Source organism: Cupriavidus sp. (genome assembly GCF_057315035.1).
Genome location: NZ_DBHKYV010000014.1, coordinates 1 through 18,500, shown reverse-complemented (window position 1 = coordinate 18,500; position 18,500 = coordinate 1). Strand labels below are relative to the sequence as shown.

At 61.1% G+C, this 18,500-nt stretch carries 20 protein-coding genes; 10 read left to right on the top strand and 10 right to left on the bottom strand.

Features of this window, described 5'->3' with window-relative positions; all coding sequences use genetic code 11:
* Positions 1-142 precede the first annotated feature (142 nt).
* The 3 genes from ACO550_RS18095 to ACO550_RS18085 are packed head-to-tail and all read left to right on the top strand — an operon-like array spanning position 143 to position 2,731.
* Entirely contained in the window at positions 143-1,576 is a 1,434-nt protein-coding gene (locus ACO550_RS18095; protein ID WP_315594550.1) for a cytochrome ubiquinol oxidase subunit I, read from the top strand.
* Positions 1,577-1,580: 4 nt separating this feature from the next.
* A complete protein-coding gene (gene cydB, locus ACO550_RS18090; protein WP_315594551.1) occupies positions 1,581-2,588 on the top strand; it encodes a cytochrome d ubiquinol oxidase subunit II in 1,008 nt (335 codons plus the stop codon).
* Positions 2,589-2,599: 11 nt separating this feature from the next.
* Positions 2,600-2,731, top strand: coding sequence for a DUF2474 family protein (locus ACO550_RS18085; RefSeq protein ID WP_315594552.1), 132 nt, complete (start codon positions 2,600-2,602; stop codon positions 2,729-2,731).
* A gap of 296 nt (positions 2,732-3,027) precedes the next feature.
* Here the strand turns inward: ACO550_RS18085 and ACO550_RS18080 are convergent, their stop codons facing one another.
* The 3 genes from ACO550_RS18080 to ACO550_RS18070 form a co-directional block, all read right to left on the bottom strand.
* Entirely contained in the window at positions 3,028-3,546 is a 519-nt protein-coding gene (locus ACO550_RS18080; RefSeq protein ID WP_315594553.1) for a CYTH domain-containing protein, read from the bottom strand.
* Positions 3,547-3,664: 118 nt separating this feature from the next.
* The gene (locus tag ACO550_RS18075; protein ID WP_315594554.1) at positions 3,665-3,988 is read right to left on the bottom strand and encodes a hypothetical protein; all 324 of its coding nucleotides are present in this window, start codon (positions 3,986-3,988) and stop codon (positions 3,665-3,667) included.
* Between the two features lie 24 nt (positions 3,989-4,012).
* Positions 4,013-4,894 (bottom strand): helix-turn-helix transcriptional regulator, encoded by an 882-nt coding sequence (locus tag ACO550_RS18070; RefSeq protein ID WP_315594555.1) that lies wholly within the window; start codon positions 4,892-4,894, stop codon positions 4,013-4,015.
* A 243-nt stretch (positions 4,895-5,137) separates the two neighbouring features.
* Here ACO550_RS18070 and ACO550_RS18065 point away from each other — a divergent pair, with 243 nt between their 5' ends.
* The 7 genes from ACO550_RS18065 to ACO550_RS18035 all read left to right on the top strand — a co-directional run bounded on the left by ACO550_RS18065 (position 5,138) and on the right by ACO550_RS18035 (position 12,410).
* On the top strand, positions 5,138-6,376 hold the full coding sequence (locus ACO550_RS18065) for an MFS transporter (RefSeq protein ID WP_315594575.1): 1,239 nt from the start codon (positions 5,138-5,140) through the stop codon (positions 6,374-6,376).
* A gap of 68 nt (positions 6,377-6,444) precedes the next feature.
* Positions 6,445-7,293: a dihydroorotate dehydrogenase electron transfer subunit gene (locus ACO550_RS18060; protein WP_315594556.1), complete on the top strand. Its 849-nt coding sequence runs from the start codon at positions 6,445-6,447 to the stop codon at positions 7,291-7,293.
* Positions 7,286-8,236 (top strand): dihydroorotate dehydrogenase, encoded by a 951-nt coding sequence (locus ACO550_RS18055; RefSeq protein WP_315594557.1) that lies wholly within the window; start codon positions 7,286-7,288, stop codon positions 8,234-8,236. Before ACO550_RS18060 ends, ACO550_RS18055 begins: the two co-directional genes overlap by 8 nt.
* A gap of 16 nt (positions 8,237-8,252) precedes the next feature.
* Positions 8,253-9,542: a hydantoinase/carbamoylase family amidase gene (locus tag ACO550_RS18050; RefSeq protein WP_315594558.1), complete on the top strand. Its 1,290-nt coding sequence runs from the start codon at positions 8,253-8,255 to the stop codon at positions 9,540-9,542.
* A 2-nt stretch (positions 9,543-9,544) separates the two neighbouring features.
* A complete protein-coding gene (gene pyrC / locus ACO550_RS18045; RefSeq protein ID WP_315594559.1) occupies positions 9,545-10,582 on the top strand; it encodes a dihydroorotase in 1,038 nt (345 codons plus the stop codon).
* A gap of 33 nt (positions 10,583-10,615) precedes the next feature.
* Positions 10,616-11,293: an orotate phosphoribosyltransferase gene (locus ACO550_RS18040; RefSeq protein WP_315594560.1), complete on the top strand. Its 678-nt coding sequence runs from the start codon at positions 10,616-10,618 to the stop codon at positions 11,291-11,293.
* Between the two features lie 40 nt (positions 11,294-11,333).
* Complete coding sequence (locus tag ACO550_RS18035) at positions 11,334-12,410, top strand: porin (protein ID WP_315594561.1); 1,077 nt, start codon at positions 11,334-11,336, stop codon at positions 12,408-12,410.
* 127 nt (positions 12,411-12,537) lie between these two features.
* On the opposite strand, the gene ACO550_RS18030 is transcribed toward ACO550_RS18035, so the two are convergent.
* The 7 genes from ACO550_RS18030 to ACO550_RS18000 form a co-directional block, all read right to left on the bottom strand.
* A complete protein-coding gene (locus tag ACO550_RS18030) occupies positions 12,538-13,257 on the bottom strand; it encodes an SDR family oxidoreductase (RefSeq protein ID WP_315594562.1) in 720 nt (239 codons plus the stop codon).
* A gap of 75 nt (positions 13,258-13,332) precedes the next feature.
* Complete coding sequence (locus ACO550_RS18025) at positions 13,333-13,974, bottom strand: HD domain-containing protein (protein WP_315594563.1); 642 nt, start codon at positions 13,972-13,974, stop codon at positions 13,333-13,335.
* A gap of 118 nt (positions 13,975-14,092) precedes the next feature.
* A complete protein-coding gene (locus ACO550_RS18020) occupies positions 14,093-14,974 on the bottom strand; it encodes an NmrA family NAD(P)-binding protein (protein WP_315594564.1) in 882 nt (293 codons plus the stop codon).
* Positions 14,975-15,008: 34 nt separating this feature from the next.
* On the bottom strand, positions 15,009-15,581 hold the full coding sequence (locus ACO550_RS18015) for an LmrA/YxaF family transcription factor (RefSeq protein WP_315594565.1): 573 nt from the start codon (positions 15,579-15,581) through the stop codon (positions 15,009-15,011).
* 137 nt (positions 15,582-15,718) lie between these two features.
* Complete coding sequence (locus ACO550_RS18010; protein ID WP_315594566.1) at positions 15,719-16,333, bottom strand: glutathione S-transferase C-terminal domain-containing protein; 615 nt, start codon at positions 16,331-16,333, stop codon at positions 15,719-15,721.
* Between the two features lie 183 nt (positions 16,334-16,516).
* Positions 16,517-17,431: an ABC transporter permease subunit gene (locus tag ACO550_RS18005; RefSeq protein ID WP_315594576.1), complete on the bottom strand. Its 915-nt coding sequence runs from the start codon at positions 17,429-17,431 to the stop codon at positions 16,517-16,519.
* Between the two features lie 98 nt (positions 17,432-17,529).
* Positions 17,530-18,414, bottom strand: coding sequence for an ABC transporter permease subunit (locus ACO550_RS18000; RefSeq protein ID WP_315594567.1), 885 nt, complete (start codon positions 18,412-18,414; stop codon positions 17,530-17,532).
* Between the last annotated feature and the right edge of the window lie 86 nt (positions 18,415-18,500).

Genomic DNA, 18,500 nt, shown 5'->3' with positions numbered 1-18,500 from the left:
ACATGTCGGCGCTTCGCAAACCCTAAACCACTTGGGAGCTGAATGATCCCGCGATTCGGATCACGGCTCTCTACCTTGCGTGCCAGTCTTGTCGGCAATCCGCGGGTGACGCGCATGGCCACATGCATTAGGAGTCCTGCTCATGCCCAATCTTGAAGCCCTTGATCTCGCGCGGATTCAGTTCGGCTTTACCGTATCGTTCCACATCATCTTTCCCGCGATCACGATCGGGATGGCGTCCTACCTCGCCGTGCTGGAAGGATGCTGGCTGCGAACCCGCAACACCGTCTATCGGGACCTTTACCATTTCTGGTCCAGGATCTTCGCACTCAACTTCGGCATGGGCGTGGTCTCCGGGCTCGTGATGGCCTACCAGTTCGGTACCAACTGGAGTTTCTTTTCCGAGTTCGCCGGCAGCATCACCGGCCCACTTCTGACGTATGAAGTGCTTACCGCCTTCTTCCTGGAAGCCGGTTTCCTCGGCGTCATGCTTTTTGGCTGGAAACGGGTGGGGGCCGGGTTGCATTTCTTTGCCACGCTGATGGTGGCGCTCGGCACGCTGATTTCGGCCACCTGGATTCTGGCGTCCAATAGCTGGATGCAGACGCCGCAGGGCTTCGAGATTATCGATGGCCGCGTGGTGCCGACCGACTGGCTCGCCGTCATCTTCAATCCCTCGTTCCCCTACCGCCTGGTGCATATGAGCATTGCGGCGTTTCTCTCCACGGCGCTGTTTGTTGGCGCATCCGCCGCATGGCATCTGCTGCGCGGCAACGACAACCCCGCCATCCGCAAGATGCTCTCGATGGCGATGGGGATGCTCCTGATCGTGGCGCCCATCCAGGCCATGGTCGGCGACATGCACGGCCTGAACACACTCGAACACCAGCCAGCCAAGATCGCCGCACTGGAGGGACATTGGGAATCACATGGCGATGGACCGCTTCCGCTACTCGTGTTCGGCTGGCCCGACATGGAGCGCGAAGAAACACGCTTCGCGGTTGGCATTCCGCGCCTGGGCAGCCTGATCCTGACGCACAGCCTGGACGGGCAAATCAAGGGCCTGAAATCATTTCCCCCACAAGACCGGCCCAATGCCACGATCCTGTTCTGGAGCTTTCGCGTAATGGTGGGCCTGGGCGTCCTGATGATCGTGCTCGGGTTGTGGAGTCAATGGCTGCGCTGGCGCGGACGCCTGCATGAACACCGCGGCTTCCTTCGCATGGCGCTCTGGATGGGCCCGACCGGATTGATCGCGCTGCTGGCGGGCTGGTTCACCACGGAGATCGGCCGCCAGCCCTGGGTGGTGTACGGCCTGATGCGCACAGCCGATGCCGCAACGCCCCACACGGCCGGGCAGTTGAGCATCACGCTCGCGCTGTTCGTCGTTTCCTACCTGTTCGTTTTCGGCGTCGGCATTGCCTACATGCTCCGGCTGGTACGCAAGGGGCCGAGGCCCGGCGAGGGCGATGCATTCGAAACCGATACCGAGCCGCCCGCGGACCACAAGCCCGCCCGGCCGCTCTCCGCGATCGACGACGACGTGCGCCTGACAAGTACGCAAGCAAGGAGCTGACATCATGGGCATCGACCTCTCTCTGCTCTGGATCCTGATCATCTTCTTCGGCGTCATGATGTACGTCGTGATGGACGGCTTCGATCTGGGCATCGGCATCCTGTTCCCGTATGTACCGGACCGCCATGACCGCGACGTGATGATGAACACGGTAGCGCCGGTCTGGGACGGCAACGAAACCTGGCTGGTGCTTGGCGGCGCCGGGCTGATGGCGGCTTTCCCGCTGGCCTACTCCGTGGTGCTGTCAGCGCTCTACCTGCCGATCGTCCTGATGCTGCTGGGACTGATCTTCCGCGGCGTGGCGTTCGAGTTCCGTTTCAAGGCCAACGATCGCGAACGACCCGTTTGGGACCTTTCGTTCATGGGCGGATCGCTGGTTGCCGCGTTCTTCCAGGGCGTGGCGCTCGGCGCCTATATCGATGGCCTGCCCGTCAAGAATGGCGTCTTCATCGGAAGTACCCTGGGATGGCTCACACCGTTTCCGCTGTTCTGCGGCGTCGGCGTGGTGGTCGCCTACACGCTGCTCGGCAGCACGTGGCTGATTCTGAAGACCGAGGGCCCGCTGCACGACCGGATGAAATTCCTGGCCTCCCGCTTGGTCTGGGCGCTACTTGCCACCATCGCAATCATCAGCATCTGGACACCGGTAGCGCAGCCACGGATCGCCGAACGCTGGTTCAGCCTGCCCAACCTGGCCTGGTTCGCGCCCGTCCCGCTGCTGGTGCTGGTTTGCGCGACCCTGCTGCTGCGTTCGTTGCGCCGGGACACGCATGCTCAGCCATTTCTCTACACGCTCGGGCTGGTTTTCCTCGGCTATAGCGGCTTGGCCATTAGCGTGTGGCCCAACATCGTGCCGCCATCGATTTCGATATGGGCTGCCGCCGCGCCGCCGCAGAGCCAGGGCTTCGCACTGGTCGGTGCCCTGTTCGTGATTCCGTTCATCCTGATGTACACGGTATGGTCCTACTACGTATTCCGCGGCAAGGTCCGCGTAGGCGATGGCTATCACTAGGGAGCACGGCCATGTCACACACACCTGACTGGATACGACGGACCGGTTGGCTGCTGTTCATCTGGGCCTGCAGCGTGGCGGGATTGGGCGTGGCGGCCTTCGTGCTCCGGTTGATGATGCATATGGCGGGCATGCACCGGTAGGGTATGGTACACAGTTGCCCGCCCGGCGGCGGAGCACTAAAAGCCCTGGTTTTGCCCTTGGTGGTCTCCCCTCTCCCGCACGGCGGGAGAGGGGCGGGGGAGAGGGTCAGCGGTGCAAGCTGAGACAAGTCACAATTTGAACCTCATGCCCTCACCCCCAACCCCTCTCCCGCGCCGCGGGAGAGGGGAGCTTGTCACGACACTATCAAGCGTCGGCTGACCGTGAGCCGCACGAAGTCATTGACACGGTTCCTCACCCCCTACCCGCAAACCCACGCGCAGCAATTTCGGCGTGTTTACTCCGCAACCTGACGCAGTAAATCGAGATACGCCCCCTCAATGAGCTGCGTATCTTGAATCCCGAGCTGCGTCATCAGGAACTCCGCTTCCTCATTGCCATCATGCGTTGACTCGCCTTCCTTCAACACAACCTCGAGTTCCAGGAATTCACCGAGTCCCTCTACGTTATCGAGATGAACCCGAGTGCGACCGACCAGATACAGCAGTCGCTGCTTCCTGACCCGGCCGAGTACTCCATACGCGAGTGCAAGCGCCTCACGCAGCGAATCCGGGGAACTCGTTGCGGAGAGGACATAGAACGACTCTTTCGGCCCGTGCTGGTCGGAGCGCTTATAGAAAATCAGTTGCCCCGTCCCGTCGTCGAACTGCCGGAGCTTGAGTCGCCCCTCGGCACAGTGGAAGAAGGTATCGTCTTGACCGATAACCGTCGGCTCTTGCTTCGCCATCGGCGCGACCCTGCGGGCAAGGTCCGCAATGCTTTCGATGCGAGCCTTGATTTCTACGTTCCTCGCCATTCCTTACAGCCCAGTTGTAGCCCGCTCGTCCCAATGTGCAGGTGTCGAGGGGCTGGTTGATTCGGACGGCAGATTGTAATGCGACGCCGCGAGATTAGACGGACGTGCAGTCGCCCGATCAAAACAGTTGGCGTCGCCCGTCGTAGTCGAGCACGATTTGATTCATGGCTTCCAGCAGCGCCTGGCCGTGGCCGAGTACGGGTTCGAGTGTTTTCATGTAACTCAGCAACTGCGTCTGGGCGGCGTTTGCGACTTCGGCCGTGATCCCCTCATCGTCATGCAGGATCACATACGAGCGCGCAAAGCCGTAGATCAGGAAATAGGCCGACGCATTGGCGGGATCGCTGCTCATTAGTGCAAGCGATTGCTGCTTGACCTTCAGGAAGGCATCCGTCCCGGGGACGCTTTGCGCAAACTCGGCGATAGTGGTGTTGAAGTCCATGTGTCTCTCTCAAAAGTACGCAGGTTAGATTTGCTGCAGCATTTGCCGCAAAAGTTTCGCGCCATCGACGCCCTTATAGGATCGGTGCCACAGCGCCTCGACCATGTTCGTATAGAGGGCGATTGCTTCAGGCGCGGCGGTCACGGATGCAATGCCTCCGGAGATATTCGGGAACTCGCCAAAGCGAAACGGACTGATGGCCACATACGACCCCGTCGGACGCTCGAAGATCTGAAAGGTGGCATTGGGCATACTCTCGTTGACAATCCCGATCTGCATGCCTGGCAGCTCCTGCTCCATCAGGTTCGCAATACGTTCCACCTCGGATCTTGCGGCCAGCGACCGCTCCATCCGGGTCGCAGGCGGCAAGTCCATGCGTCCGACCAACCCAAAATGCACGAACCGCTCGAGCGCGCGCAAACCAATCAGGCTCACGATTGGCGCCGGATCCGAGACATAAGACGTTTTCCGCTCTCGCAGCAATTCCATCACGGCCTGGATCCGGCTTTCGTCGTTATCCCCGCCCTCCCTCAGCATTTGTTCGAGATACCCGTCGTACCCGGGCGAGGTCAGCAGGAACGAAATCGGTTCGAAGTGCGCCAGGATGCGGGTTGCCCCTTGCTCGAGCTGCCGCATGCGCTCGATATAGGCAATCGCCGACGGGTAGTACTCCGTTCCGGCGCCAAGCAGCGACTCCAGCGATGTGCCCAAGATGCCGGCAAGTCGCTCAAGCGTCTCGATCTTGACGATCTCGCCCTTCTCCATCCGATAGACCGCGGCACGGGAAATCCCCAGCACGTCCGCAATCTGTTCCGCCCTGAGCTCCGCACCCAGCCGGTAGGCACGAAGCCGGGCACCGATGGCTTCGAAGTCGATTCCCCCCGATGTCGTAGCGCGGCGTTCCATTTCTGTCTCATTAATTAGATTCCAAGCACTATAGCACGCTAACCCTGCTGGCACAGCGTTTCGTCAGACCAGACCCGGTGAAAACCCGCATACACCCCCAAACTGCTTGCAATCCTCGCACCTCAAGCATAGTCTAAAAAATAAGATTCTCCACTGCATCCGCACTTCCCTCCCTCCATGAGGCGCAAGCAAGCATCAATGCAGTGGTTTTTCAGGCCCTTACAGTCTAAAAATGGAGACAGAATGCAAAGTCAGCCACTCGCCCAATCCATTCCGGAGGCCGAAGCCCCAACCTCCCCATATGCGTGGAAGGCCCTGGCCGGATCCGCCATCGGCTATGCCATGGACGGCTTCGATCTTTTGATCCTCGGCTTCATGCTGCCAGCCATCAGCGCCGCCCTCGCACTCACGACGAGTCAGTCCGGCGCGCTCGTGACATGGACGCTGGTCGGCGCCGTCGCGGGCGGCATCATCTTTGGCTCACTCAGCGACCGCTATGGACGTGTCCGCGTGCTGACCTGGACCATCGTCCTGTTTGCGGTATTTACAGGCATGTGTGCGTTTGCACAGGGATTCTGGGATCTGCTGATTTATCGCACCATCGCCGGCGTTGGCCTGGGTGGTGAGTTCGGCATCGGCATGGCACTTGCGGCCGAAGCCTGGCCGGCTAGCAAGCGCGCGCGCGTCTCGTCGTACGTCGCCCTGGGATGGCAGTCCGGCGTGCTTCTGGCAGCGTTGTTGACGCCGTTGCTGCTGCCCGTGGTCGGCTGGCGCGGCATGTTCGTGATCGGGGTAATTCCCGCACTGGTTGCATGGTTCATCCGCAATCGCCTGCACGAACCGGAAGTATTCGTCCGCAGCGCTCGCACGGAGAAAAGGCCCAACGCATTCAAGCTGCTCGTCGCGGACCGCAAGACGACGCGTATCAGCCTTGGCATCGTCGTCCTCTGCTCGGTCCAGAATTTCGGGTACTACGGCATCATGATCTGGCTACCCACCTATCTATCCAAGACACTAGGCTTCTCACTAACCAAGTCGGCCATGTGGACATCCGTGACGATCGTCGGAATGATGATCGGCGTCGTAATCTTCGGCCACCTCGCGGACCGCATCGGGCGCAAGCCGACATTCCTGATCTTCCAGGCAGGCGCGGTGGCAATGGTGCTGCTCTACGCCCGGCTCTCCGATCCCATGACAATGCTGTGGGCCGGTGCGGTGATGGGCATGTTCGTCAACGGCATGATCGGTGGCTATGGCGCGCTGATCTCCGAGGCCTACCCCACGGCAGCACGCGCCACCGCGCAGAACGTCCTGTTCAACATCGGGCGCGCAGTCGGCGGACTGGGACCGATTGTCGTAGGCGCCATCGCGGCGACCTACTCCTTTCCCATTGCCATCGCATTGCTTGCGAGCATCTACGTCCTGGACATGATCGCGACGATTTTCCTCATCCCCGAACTCAAGGGCGTCGAGCTCGAGTAACGCCGGAACCTACCTGGCATTTCCTTGGCTGCGCCGTCCGGCGCAGCGCCCTCCACAGGAGTTTCACCATGTGTGCCAACGTGCGTAGCGCGAATTCCGCGACTACCGTAGCCTCCTATCGCTGTCGAATTGTCGAACACCACTGGGTCAACGCGCGATACCGGTACATCCGGCTCGAATCCGACGCGCCAATTGCCGACATCACGCGCCCCGGACAGTTCTACCAGCTTCATTGCCCGACCACGGCCGAAGCGCAGCCGTTCCTGCTGCGGCCGATGAGCGTCTATGGCGCCGGGCCCGAGACGGGCAGGATCGAATTCCTTTACAACGTCACTGGCGTGGGCACACGGGCGATGGCCACATTGCCCGTTGACGCCCACCTGGACATTGTCGGCCCGCTCGGCAACACCTTTACGTTCAAGCCATCCTTCCGAAGGATTCTCGTTGTAGCCCGCGGCGTCGGTCTCGCCACGATGGCGCCGCTGATCCACCAGGCGGCCGAGGCTGGCGTTGCAGTCACCGCAGTGATGTCCGCACGCACGCCGGCTGACCTGATGGAGAAGGAATTCCTGCGTGGTGCCCCCGCGGAGGTACACAGCGTGTTCGACGCCGATGGCACGTCGTCGGTGGAGGCGGTCGAGAACCTGATCCGGGACGTTATCGCCGCACAACGCCCAGACGCGGTCTACACCTGCGGATCGCACCGTCTGCTGATGCTGCTCCAGCGCGTTCTGCAAGACCATCCGGAGATCGAGGCAGAAGTCGCCATGGAACAGCGCATGGCATGCGGAATGGGCGTATGCCTGTCCTGCGTGCGCCTGTTCGATTGCGACGGTGACAAGCAGTTCTTGCGTGTATGTCGCGAAGGTCCGGTATTCAAGATTCGTGAAGTCGTCGGGGAGGTGGAATTTGGCTAATTTGACCGTACGGGTTGGCGACCTGACCCTGCGCAACCCCGTCATGCCTGCATCCGGCTGCTTTGCGATCGAGTATCGCGAAGCCATGGACCTCAACCAGCTTGGTGCCATGGTCATCAAGAGCGTTTCACCCAAGTCGCGAGCGGGTAACCCTACCCCGCGCGTGGCGGAAACCTGCAGTGGCATGCTCAACTCCATCGGCATCCCCAGCAAGGGACTGGACTGCTACAGGCGGAACGTACTTCCCCCTTACACGCAATTCGACACGCCCGTCATCGTGTCCATCTCGGCCGACACTGCCGAAGAGTTCGGCGCGGCCTGCGAAGAGATGTCGCTGCCTGAGGTCGCGGCGATCGAAGCGAACATCTCGTGCCCCAATCTCGAAGCGGACGGCATGGCCTTTGCCATGCTACCCGAGACGACGTACAAGGCCGTGTCCGCGATCCGCCGCCGTACCAGGCACCCATTCTGGGTAAAGCTCACACCCAATGCCGGCAATATTGCCGCAGTGGCGCGGGCCGCCGAGGAGGCTGGTGCGGACGCGATTGTCATGGGCAACACCGTGCTGGGCATGGCGATCGATATCCATAGCCGCAAGCCCAAGCTCGGCAATGTCATGGGAGGCCTCTCGGGACCCGCAATCAAGCCGATTGCGCTGCGTATGGTGCACCAGTGCTATCGCGCGGTGCGCATCCCCATCATTGGTTGCGGCGGTATCCAGAGTGCCGAGGATGCCGTCGAGTTCATGCTCGCAGGCGCCTCGGCCATCCAGGTTGGCACCGCATCGTTCCGCGACCCGGCGGCGATGCAGAAGATCATCGATGGGCTTCACACGTACTGCGCGCAGGCCGGCGTCGAATCCATCCGCGACCTTACCGGCCAGGTGATCCTGGATCGCCAGCTTAGCGACCGCTGGCTTCGCTTCGCCCAGCAATCGGGTTGAGCAACGAGACAAGCCTATGGACTTCCTCCACCTCAAGCCCCTCGCCGAGCAGCTCTTCACAGACATTCGCGCATTGTCGTTCGACGGCGTCGGCATCACCCGAGACAGCTACGGCGCGGGCGAATCCGCAACGGCGGATTATCTGAAGCGCGTCGCCGCTCAACACGGGCTCCACGTGCAAAGCGACCACGCCGCAAACCTCGTGTTCTCCCTGCCAGACGAAGACGCGCGCGCGCCGGCCGCGTGGGTAGGCTCGCATATGGACTCCGTACCGCAAGGCGGCAACTTCGATGGACTGGCTGGCATCATCGCCGGGCTGCTGTGCCAGATTGCCCGAAAGGAGCGCGGCGCCTGCCCCGCCGTCCCACTTCGGGTCATTGCGTTCCGCGGCGAGGAAAGCGCCTGGTTCGGCAAGGCGTACATGGGCTCAGGTGCCGCGCTGGGCAAGCTGACGCCGGAAGACCTCGCGCTTAGGCATCGCAGTTCCGGCCAGACGCTCGCCGAATGCATGGCTGCGGCTGGCGCCGACATCGACGCCATCGCGACGCAGCAGCCGCTGTTCGACCGGGCTTTGGCCGCGGCATTCCTGGAACTGCATATTGAACAGGGACCGGTCATGGTCGCACGCAAGCTCCCGCTGGCCGTGGTACCCGGCATTCGCGGCAATGTCCGCCACAACCGCGTGACCTGTATTGGCGAACCGGGGCATTCCGGCGCCGTTCCTCGCTGGCTGCGCAAGGACGCGATGTTCGCGGTAGCGGACCTCATCACGCGGCTCGACGAACATTGGAAAGTGCTCCTGGAGCGCGGCAGCGACCTGGTCGTTACCACCGGCATCGTCTCCACGGATCCTGCGGAGCATTCCATCTCACGTATCCCCGGTAAGGTGGACTTCAGCTTCGAAGTGCGCAGCAAGAGCGTGGACACCCTTGAGGGCTTTTACCAACTGTTCCGCACCGAATGCAAGGCCATCAGCCGCGATCGAGGCGTGTGCTTCGAGTTCGACCGGCGCATCGAATCCTCCCCCGCCACGATGGATCCCGCGCTGTCGGAACTCCTGCGCAAGGCCTGCGCCAGTGCCGAACTGCCCGTGGAAGCGGTGCCGAGCGGCGCTGGCCACGACGCATCGCTGTTCGCCAATGCCGGCATTCCGACGGCCATGCTGTTCGTGCGCAACGAACATGGCTCGCACAACCCGGACGAGGCCATGGACCTGGACGACTTCATGCTCGGCACGAAGGTCCTCTACGACGCACTCGATGCACTTGACGCCCCGGCGCGCTGCCGCGCAGGGGATAGGCCATAACCATGAATACGCTGACCATCCGTCGTCCTGACGACTGGCATCTGCATCTGCGGGATGACAACGTCATGCGCGCTGTGCTTCCCCCATCCGCGAGGCAATTCGGCCGGGGCGTCGTGATGCCAAACCTCAAGCTTCCGGTGACCAACGCCGAGGCTGCGCTGGCCTACCGCGAACGCATCCGCGCCGCATTGCCGGCCGATTCGTCGTTCACGCCGATGATGACGTGCTACCTTTGCGACGCGTCCGATCCAGCCGAAATCCGGAGCGGATTCGAATCCGGCGCATTTGTCGCGGCCAAGCTCTACCCTGCCGGCGCCACGACGCATTCGGAGTACGGCGTCACCTCGGTGGATCGGGTTGCCAAGGTTCTGGCAACCATGCAGGACATTGGCATGCCGCTATTGATCCATGGCGAATGCACGGACCCCACGGTCGATGTCTTCGATCGGGAAGCGGTCTTCCTGCGCACGACGCTGATGCAGATCCTCAAGCGCTATCCGCGCCTGCGCATCGTGCTCGAGCACATCACGACCGAAGATGCCGCGGACTTCGTCATGCGCGATGAGAGCGGCCGCCTGGCGGCGACCATCACCCCTCAGCATCTGATGTTCAATCGCAACGCGATGTTCACTGGTGGCATTCGTCCTCACTACTACTGCCTGCCCGTTCTCAAGCGCGAACACCATCGGCAGGCACTGCGGCGTGCGGCCACTTCGGGGTCTCCTGCGTTCTTCCTGGGGACGGATTCCGCGCCGCACGACACGCACGCGAAGGAATCGGCGTGCGGCTGCGCCGGCATTTTCAGCGCCCCTGTCGCACTGCAGGCATATCTCACAGTATTCGAAGAGGAACAGGCGCTGTCGCGGTTCGAGGCCTTTGCGAGCGAAAACGGCGCGCGCTTCTACGGCGTTCCGCTCAATCAAGGCAGCGTGACCTTTCGCCGGACGCCGACGCGCGTCACGGGGAACGTCGAGCTCGATGATGGCCGCCGCATCCAGACGTTCCTCGCCGGGGAAACGCTTCCCTGGGCCCTCGCGTAGTTTCGCACCTTCATTCATTTGGAATGCATCACCATGTCCGAGAATCGCGCCGACATCACCCTCAAGGCATCCGTCAGCCAGGCACTACTGGACGCCGGATGCGTTCGCTTCCGTAGCGACGAACCGTTTCGCCTGCCTTCCGGCTGGGCGAGTCCGGTCTATATCGATTGCCGCCGCCTGATCTCCTACCCCGCATTGCGGCGGGCGCTGATCCTGCAGGGGCTGACGCTGCTTCGCGACCGCGATCGCCTGCCCGGAATCGACGTGATCGCCGGCGCCGAATCCAGCGGCATTGCGTTTGCCGCCTGGGTTGCCGAGTGCCTGAATCTGCCAATGGTCTACGTCCGCAAGGAAGCGCGTGGCATGGGCCCCGCCGCAAAGGTCGTGGGCGATATCCGTCCCGGTGACCGCGTATTGCTGGTCGACGACATGATGGCGGCCGGACGGTCGAAGGCCGCCTTCTGCGCGGCGTTGGCCGACGCCGGCGCAATTGTGCAGGACATCCTCGTCCTGTTTGACTACGGGGTCTTTCCGGCCGCACGCGCGCTTTCCCAATGGAACCCGCGAATCCACGCTCTGGCGACATGGCACGACGTCCTCGACGTCCTGAGCGAAACCCGCACCGCGGCGGAGCCTGAGCTGTCCGAACTGCGTGCCTTCCTGGCCCACCCGTCGCAGTGGTCCAGCGCTCACGGCGGTATCGCCATCTAGACCCAAGCACTCGCTTTTCCACAACAAGAAAGAGGAGACCATGATTTACATTGAGCGAACCTTCGTCGTCGCAGCACTGTTGGCCACCTTCCCCCTGACGCAGCCGGCATTGGCACAGTCGAGTGTCACCCTGTATGGCCAGGTGGACGCCTTTGCAGGCACCACGCGCGCCTCCGGTGGTAACCGTGCAGCCATACTCGGGGCTGGCGGCATGCAGACGTCCTATTGGGGCATGCGCGGGTCCGAGGATCTCGGCAGTGGCCTGAAGGCCGTCTTCGACCTGAATGGCTTCTATCGCGTCGACACGGGGCGCTTCGGCCGTTCCGATACCGACGGATTCCTGACGCGCAATGCATATGTGGGATTGCAGTCGTCGGCATACGGCACCGTCAGGCTTGGTCGGAATACGACGCCCTACTTTCTCTCGACCATCCTGTTTAACCCTTTGGTGGACTCCTACAATTTCGGGCCGTCGATCTTCCAGACCTACAAGACAGCGACCGACGGACGCGTATTCGATCCCGGCATCATTGGCGATTCCGGCTGGTCAAACTCCGTCGTGTATTCGACGCCAACCGTTGGTGGCCTGACGGTGAACCTGATCTATGCGTTTGGCGAGCAGCCAGGAAGCACGGGACAGAACAAGTGGGGCGGCAATGTTACCTACTTCAGTGGGGCGTTCGCGGCAACGGCGGCATTCCAGCAAACCAGTTTCAATATCGTTCCGGGCGATGTTGCCGCCCCGCCCGCGGCATTGAATGGCTTTCACAAGCAAACTGCCGCGCAGCTTGGCGTTAGCTACGACTTTGGCGTCGTCAAGGTATTCGGGCAGGGCCAGTACATTCGCACGGTCATCGATGGCACGCAAGGCGATATCCGTCACGCCAACGGACAGGTTGGCGCCTCCGTTCCCATTGGTGCCGGCAACTTCCTCGCTTCCTATGCCTATGCCAACTCGCGCAATGACTCCGCCGCGATCGGCAGACATACGGCAGGCATTGCCTATGACTACAACCTGTCCAAACGAACGGATCTGTATGCTGCCTGTTTTTATGACAGGGTAACCGGCCAGCCGCATGCCGAGACTATGGGCGTTGGCATGCGACATCGGTTCTGACCCACACTCGACAGGTGAATGGCTTGCATGAGCCGACATTCGCAGCCCCAGCTTGCAGAAACTGCCAATTGGCAGGATCCGGCCTGCTGCGGGGCTACCCCATTGGCGTTCGGCAAGCCTCTCCCTGTCATTCACCCTCGAGGACCTCGGGATTGATGTAGCCCGGAACAGCCAGGGAAAGTGTCCGCTTCAGTGCCTTGCTACCCGCGTCGGCCAGTACCTCACTTTCTCCTGCTTCCAGCGCATCGTACGTCTGGCGGACGACATCGTAAGGATTGGCTTTGGGAACGTCGAAATCCTTGGTGAGATCAGTATCCACGAAGCCAACGTGCAATCCCACCACCGAGATAAGTCGATCCTTCAACTGCGCCCGAATATTGTTCGTGTAACTCCACGCTGCGGCCTTTGACGCCGAATATGGTGCAAGCATCGGCACCGTGCGCCAGGTCACGTCGGATAGAACATTGATGATGGCTGCGCGTCCGTCGCTTGGCAGCAAGGGTTCAAATGCTTGCGTCACACGCATGACACCGTAGTAGTTCGTCTCGAAAACGCGGCGTGCGTGGTCTTCCGCATGAACGGCAAACGGTGAACCAGTAATTTCCGCGATGCCCGCATTGTTGACAAGCACGGTAACGTCCTTCGCCAACCGGGCCGCGGCCGCGACCGACACCGGGTCAGTCACGTCCAGCGCAACAGGAATGATGCCCGGCTCGTCAAATGCCGCCGGATTGCGCACGCCGGCGTACACCTTCGCCGCGCCGCGGGCCAACGCTTCACGGGCAAATGCAAGCCCCAACCCGCGGCTCGCGCCGGTTACGAAAACAACGGAATTTTCGATTTTCATATCAAGTTTCCTGGTTGAAGTGCCATGGCATCTGCGCCATGGCATCTGGATTGGGAAAAGTCCGGTGAACGGGTATCAGCTTTCGAACGGTGCTCCGTCGATCAGGTCACAGACATCCGGAATGCAGAATCCATCTACGTGGCGGTGGCCGATGTCTGCCAGTCCCGTGGCGATCGCGGTGTATGGCTTCTTCTTTGCGACTTCGGCCAAAGCTTCCTGGAACGCGGCTTTGAATCCGACTCTCGGATACAACAGAAGCACGTCGTCAATGAACGAAAGCGTAATCTCGTCATAGTGCAATCCGAGTACGTCGACATGCGCCCCCATGAAGACCAGTGCGATCTCAGGCGCCTTCAGTTCGGCGATGCCGCCACTGGAATGGAGCGCGATCGCATCCCATACCAGGTCGGCTTTGGAATCGGGGTAGCCATGGCTACGCAAGAACTTGCTGGCAGCATTCGCGCCATCGACTTCGAAACGCTGATCGGCAACGAACTCATGGGTCAAGCCAAGATCGTGAAGGATCGATGCAAGGTAGACGACCTCCCGGTCGTACTTCAATTCCCTCTTCTGCCCCAGGAACTCGGCGAACCACCAAGTCCGGTGCACATGATTCAGCATCGCTTCCGAATGGACGCCCTCGACGAGGGCAGCGGCTTTTCGAGACAGCTCCGAACTGGGCGCAATGAAGCCATTGATGGTGACGGGGGTACTCATTTCTTACTCCTGGCGGTCCGAGGCTAACGCCTGTCGCACCTTTCCAATTCGCGATTGTGTTGCATGTGCCTACGCCACCCTGCCCGCCCCAAGAGCCTGGGGCTGAGCGGTCGGCAAATCAAGCCTGGAACACCTCGCGATTCGCCTGCACAAAGGCAGCTACGGTCTGCGGCGGCTGGCCCGTGATTTGTTCGATCACGCCATCGGTACCGGAAAAGACACCGTTCTGATAGTCGACGGCGGTTTCCAGGAAATGCTGGATCACGAACTCCGGCAGGTCGTACTTCTGCAGATGCGCACGATATTGTTCGAGGGTCGAGGGCACATAGGAGATCTCGCGCCCCAGCACCTTGCTGATCTCGTCTGCGATCTGCTGCTGATTGAGTTCGACGGGACCAAAGAGGGAGTAAGTCTTGCCAATATGGCCAGCGGGCTCCGCAAGAATATTGGCGATCAGGCGCGCCTGGTCTTCGGCGGCAATCGGTGCATGACGCCCTTCCCCGTAGGGCAGCGTAATCTTGCCTTCTTGCACCAGGGGATCGAGCACCCACGGAAACGTCAGCCACTCGGAAAAGTACGTCGGACGAATATGAACGGCCGGCACATCCGACCAGTCGAGCACGCGCTCTGCAATCCAATGGTCCCGCGCAGCATGGCTCTTGGAATCTTCCCGCGCCGAGATCTGAGACATCTCGACCACGACCTTGACTCCGGAACGGCGTGCCGCATCGGCAAAGTACGCGGTGGCCTGGATGTAGCCAGGTCGAACCGGATAGCACAGGTAAGCCCCGTCCACGCCGTCCATGGCGCGAATCACATCGTCGTGTTCCAGGAGATTGCCGACGAAAATCTCTGCCCCCGCCTCGCGCAACGCAGCGCTGCGCTCATCTTCCTGCCGGACAAAAGCGCGAACCGCGTGCCCAGCCTTAAGGAGGAATTGAACGGTATAGACGCCGGTCTTCCCCGTGGCGCCAGTTATGAGGTATTTACGCTGTTCCATGCATTGCTCCAATCTGTGAATGTGTCCGACAGGTTTACATCGCCCCGAGGTGCTGCTTCACATCCTCCAGAATCGCCGTTGAAGCGTCGGAATCTTCAACGACTCTTGACATCGTGATGGCCCCGATCATGGCTGCCACCGCAAACACGGCAGACGACCTGGCTTCCTGCGGCGGCTTGTCCGCCAGATGCTTCGCCAGTACGTCAACCAGGTCATCGAAACCTTGGGCGGCTGACGCGCGTGTTTGCTTATCGGCTCTGGCGAGTTCGCTACCCATCGCCGCCAGCGGGCATCCACCCGTCTGCGTATCGCGATGCGCCTGGGAGACGTAGGCCTCGACCATGGCAGCAAATCCACCGGCAGGCTCACTGTCACGAACGACTGTCGCCAGTCCATCGAGCACCTCCTTCATCGCCTGCGTACACGCTTCCGCGACCAAGTGATCCTTTGAAGTGAAGTGCCGATAAAAGCCACCCTGTGTCAGGCCTAACGGTCTCATCACGTCATTGAGTCCAGTCGCCTGGATGCCCTTCAAGCGGAATTCCCGGGCGGCGGCCTCAACAACGCGGCGCCGGGTCTCTGCAGTCTCAATCTTCGTCTTTCTCATGCGGACCCCTATGTTTGTGGTCACCAACCATCTTAAATAGATGGTAGTCACCATCTAAATTGAAGTCAAGGAAAGAAAATCACAACCTCAAAGTGCGCCGAAAGGCATGCATCGACTGAGGGGGTGATGCATTGCCACTAGGCAAATGCCTTGAGACCGCGGATAACACAGGGTCGCGCGGAGACGACCTCGAACCAGCGCGCTAGAGCAGGATGCTTCGCCCACGGTAGAACGTCGCGCAAGGCATTGGCGATGGTGAATGCCGAAATGTCGGCGAGAGAGAATTCGTCACCGGCCATGAACGGCGCCGAGACTAAAAACCGCTCCGACTCGGCGAGCGCCGAACTCGCCAGGCCGTTGATCTTGGCAGCCTCTGATCCGGCGCCCAATTGCTCAAGGCGGAACGCACCATGACTTACCGCAATAACGTCAGTCAGGAAATAAAAGAAGCGCTCGTAGACTCTCGCACGCGCAACCGGATCCGCAGGCAGGAGTCGATTTTCGGAACGCTCCGCCGCGAAAAGCATGATCGCGTTCGATTGCGTCAAGACGAAGTCGCCTTGGGGTCGATGCTCAACGAGAACTGGAACCTTGCCGAACGCATTCAAGGTCCGATGCTCGACGCCCTGCTGCTCACCCGCCGCCAGGTCGACGCGTTTGACCGTGTGCGGGACACCCGCCTCTTCCAGCGCAATCGCGGCGCGAATGCAGTTGCCCGTCAAGGCGCCATACAGTTCGATCGGATTCTGCATGAGCCCTCTCCAAACGGTGTCTTTACCTCGCTAGTGTAGCCCGCTGCTTGATAGCTCCAAGCTTCGCTGGCATTGCTCATGGAGGCGGCCTGGCCCACGGAATTCTTCGATAAACCAATAAAAAAGCCGGATCGCACCCCTTGGCGATCCGGCAAACCGTCATGCACTTGAAGGTCGTTCGGCCTATCGTTTGCTCGCCAGCGTTCCTACGATCCCCTTCCGGAAGGCCAGCACGCACGCAACGAAGATCATCCCGGTCACCATGGAAACGGACTCTCCAAGACCATTGAACCAGTCAACGCCCGTGCTGGCCGCGAGTGCGGTGCCGAGGTCTCCAAGCTTGTTCTCCAGCATCACGATCACGAACGCGCCGACGATTGGGCCGGTGAGTGTGCCAAGGCCGCCCACCAGCGTCATCAGGATCACCATGCCGGACATCGACCAATGCACATCGGTCAGCGTCTCGAATCCCAGAACCAGTGCCTTCATGGAACCCGCCAGCCCGGAGAGCGCCGCCGAGAGAACAAAGGCGGCCAGTTTGAAGCGGTCGACATCATAGCCAAGTGAGATTGCCCGTGGCTCGTTCTCCTTGATGGCCTTGAGTACCTGTCCAAACGGGGAATGCACGGTGCGCACGATCAATGCGAACGCGGCCACGGCGATAGCCAGCACCACGTAGTACAGGGTCGTATCGTCCGACAGCGGGAGCACGCCAAACAGCCTGCCGCGCGGTATGCCCTGCATGCCGTCTTCGCCGCCTGCAAACGGTGCCTGAAGCAGGACGAAGAACAGCATCTGCGCCAGCGCGAGCGTGATCATCGAAAAATAGATACCCTGGCGCCGGATCGCTATGCCCCCGACGACGAGCCCGATCAGTGCGCCAGTGACCGTGCCAAGCACAAGGCCCAACTCGGGCGTCACGCCCCAGACCTTCATGGCGTGGCCTGCTACATACCCTGCTCCACCGAAGAATGCCGCATGGCCGAATGACAACAGCCCGGTATAGCCGATCAGCAGGTTATAGGCACATGCGAACAAGGCAAAGCACAGGATCTTGAGGATGAAAACCGGATAGGCGCCAGCCATGGGAGCCGCCATCAGGCACACCAGCGCCAGCCCGTACACCAATGCCCGGGGCAAACGCCCCTGCGCACCCGGTTGCGCCACGGGAGCCGCCACAATCGATTGTCCGTCCATCATTTCTCCTTTCCAAACAGCCCCGCCGGCCGCAACATCAGAACCACCACCATCAGGACGAAGACCACGGTTGAAGAGGCCTCCGGATACAGCACCTTGGTCAACCCCTCGATGACACCCAGCCCCAGGCCGGTGAGGATTGCCCCCAGGATAGAACCCATGCCGCCAATGACGACGACGGCGAACACGACGATGATCAGGTTCTGGCCCATCAGCGGAGATAGCTGCATGACCGGCGCCGCGAGCACACCCGCGAACGCGGCCAGTGCCACACCGCATCCGTAGGTCAGCGTCACCATCAGCGGCACATTGATGCCGAACGCCTCCACCACCTTGGCGTTCTCGGTGCCCGCGCGCAGGTAAGCGCCGAGCTTGGTCTTCTCGATCACGTACCAGGTCATCATGCAAACCGCCATCGATGCACCGACCACCCACAACCGATAGATCGGCAGATGCATGAAGCCGAGATCGGCGGCACCTTGCAGCGCTTCTGGCGGCGAATACGGCAGGCCCGACACGCCATAGATCGAACGCACCAGCCCCTCGATTACCAGCGTGATGCCCAGGGTTAGCAGGAGTCCATAGATGTGATCGAGCTTGTAGACCCAGCGCAGCATGGTCTTCTCGATGACGATGCCGACTCCGGCGACAATCAGCGGAGAAAGCAGCAGCATCTCCCAATAGCCGAGGCCCGCGTAGGTCATGCCCGCCCAGGCCAGCACGGCCCCCAGCATGAACAGCGCACCATGCGCGAAGTTGATCACGTTGAGCAGGCCGAAAATCACGGCCAGCCCCAGGCTCAGCATGGCGTAGAACGCGCCATTGACCAGCCCCAGCAGCAGTTGCGACAGCAGGGCCGGCAGGGGGATTTCAAACAGGTTCATGGTTGCTCCTCATACGCCCAGCAGTTCATGCAGCACCGGCATCTTGGCCTGCAGTTCGTCGGCGGCGAAGCGCTCGACGATGGCAC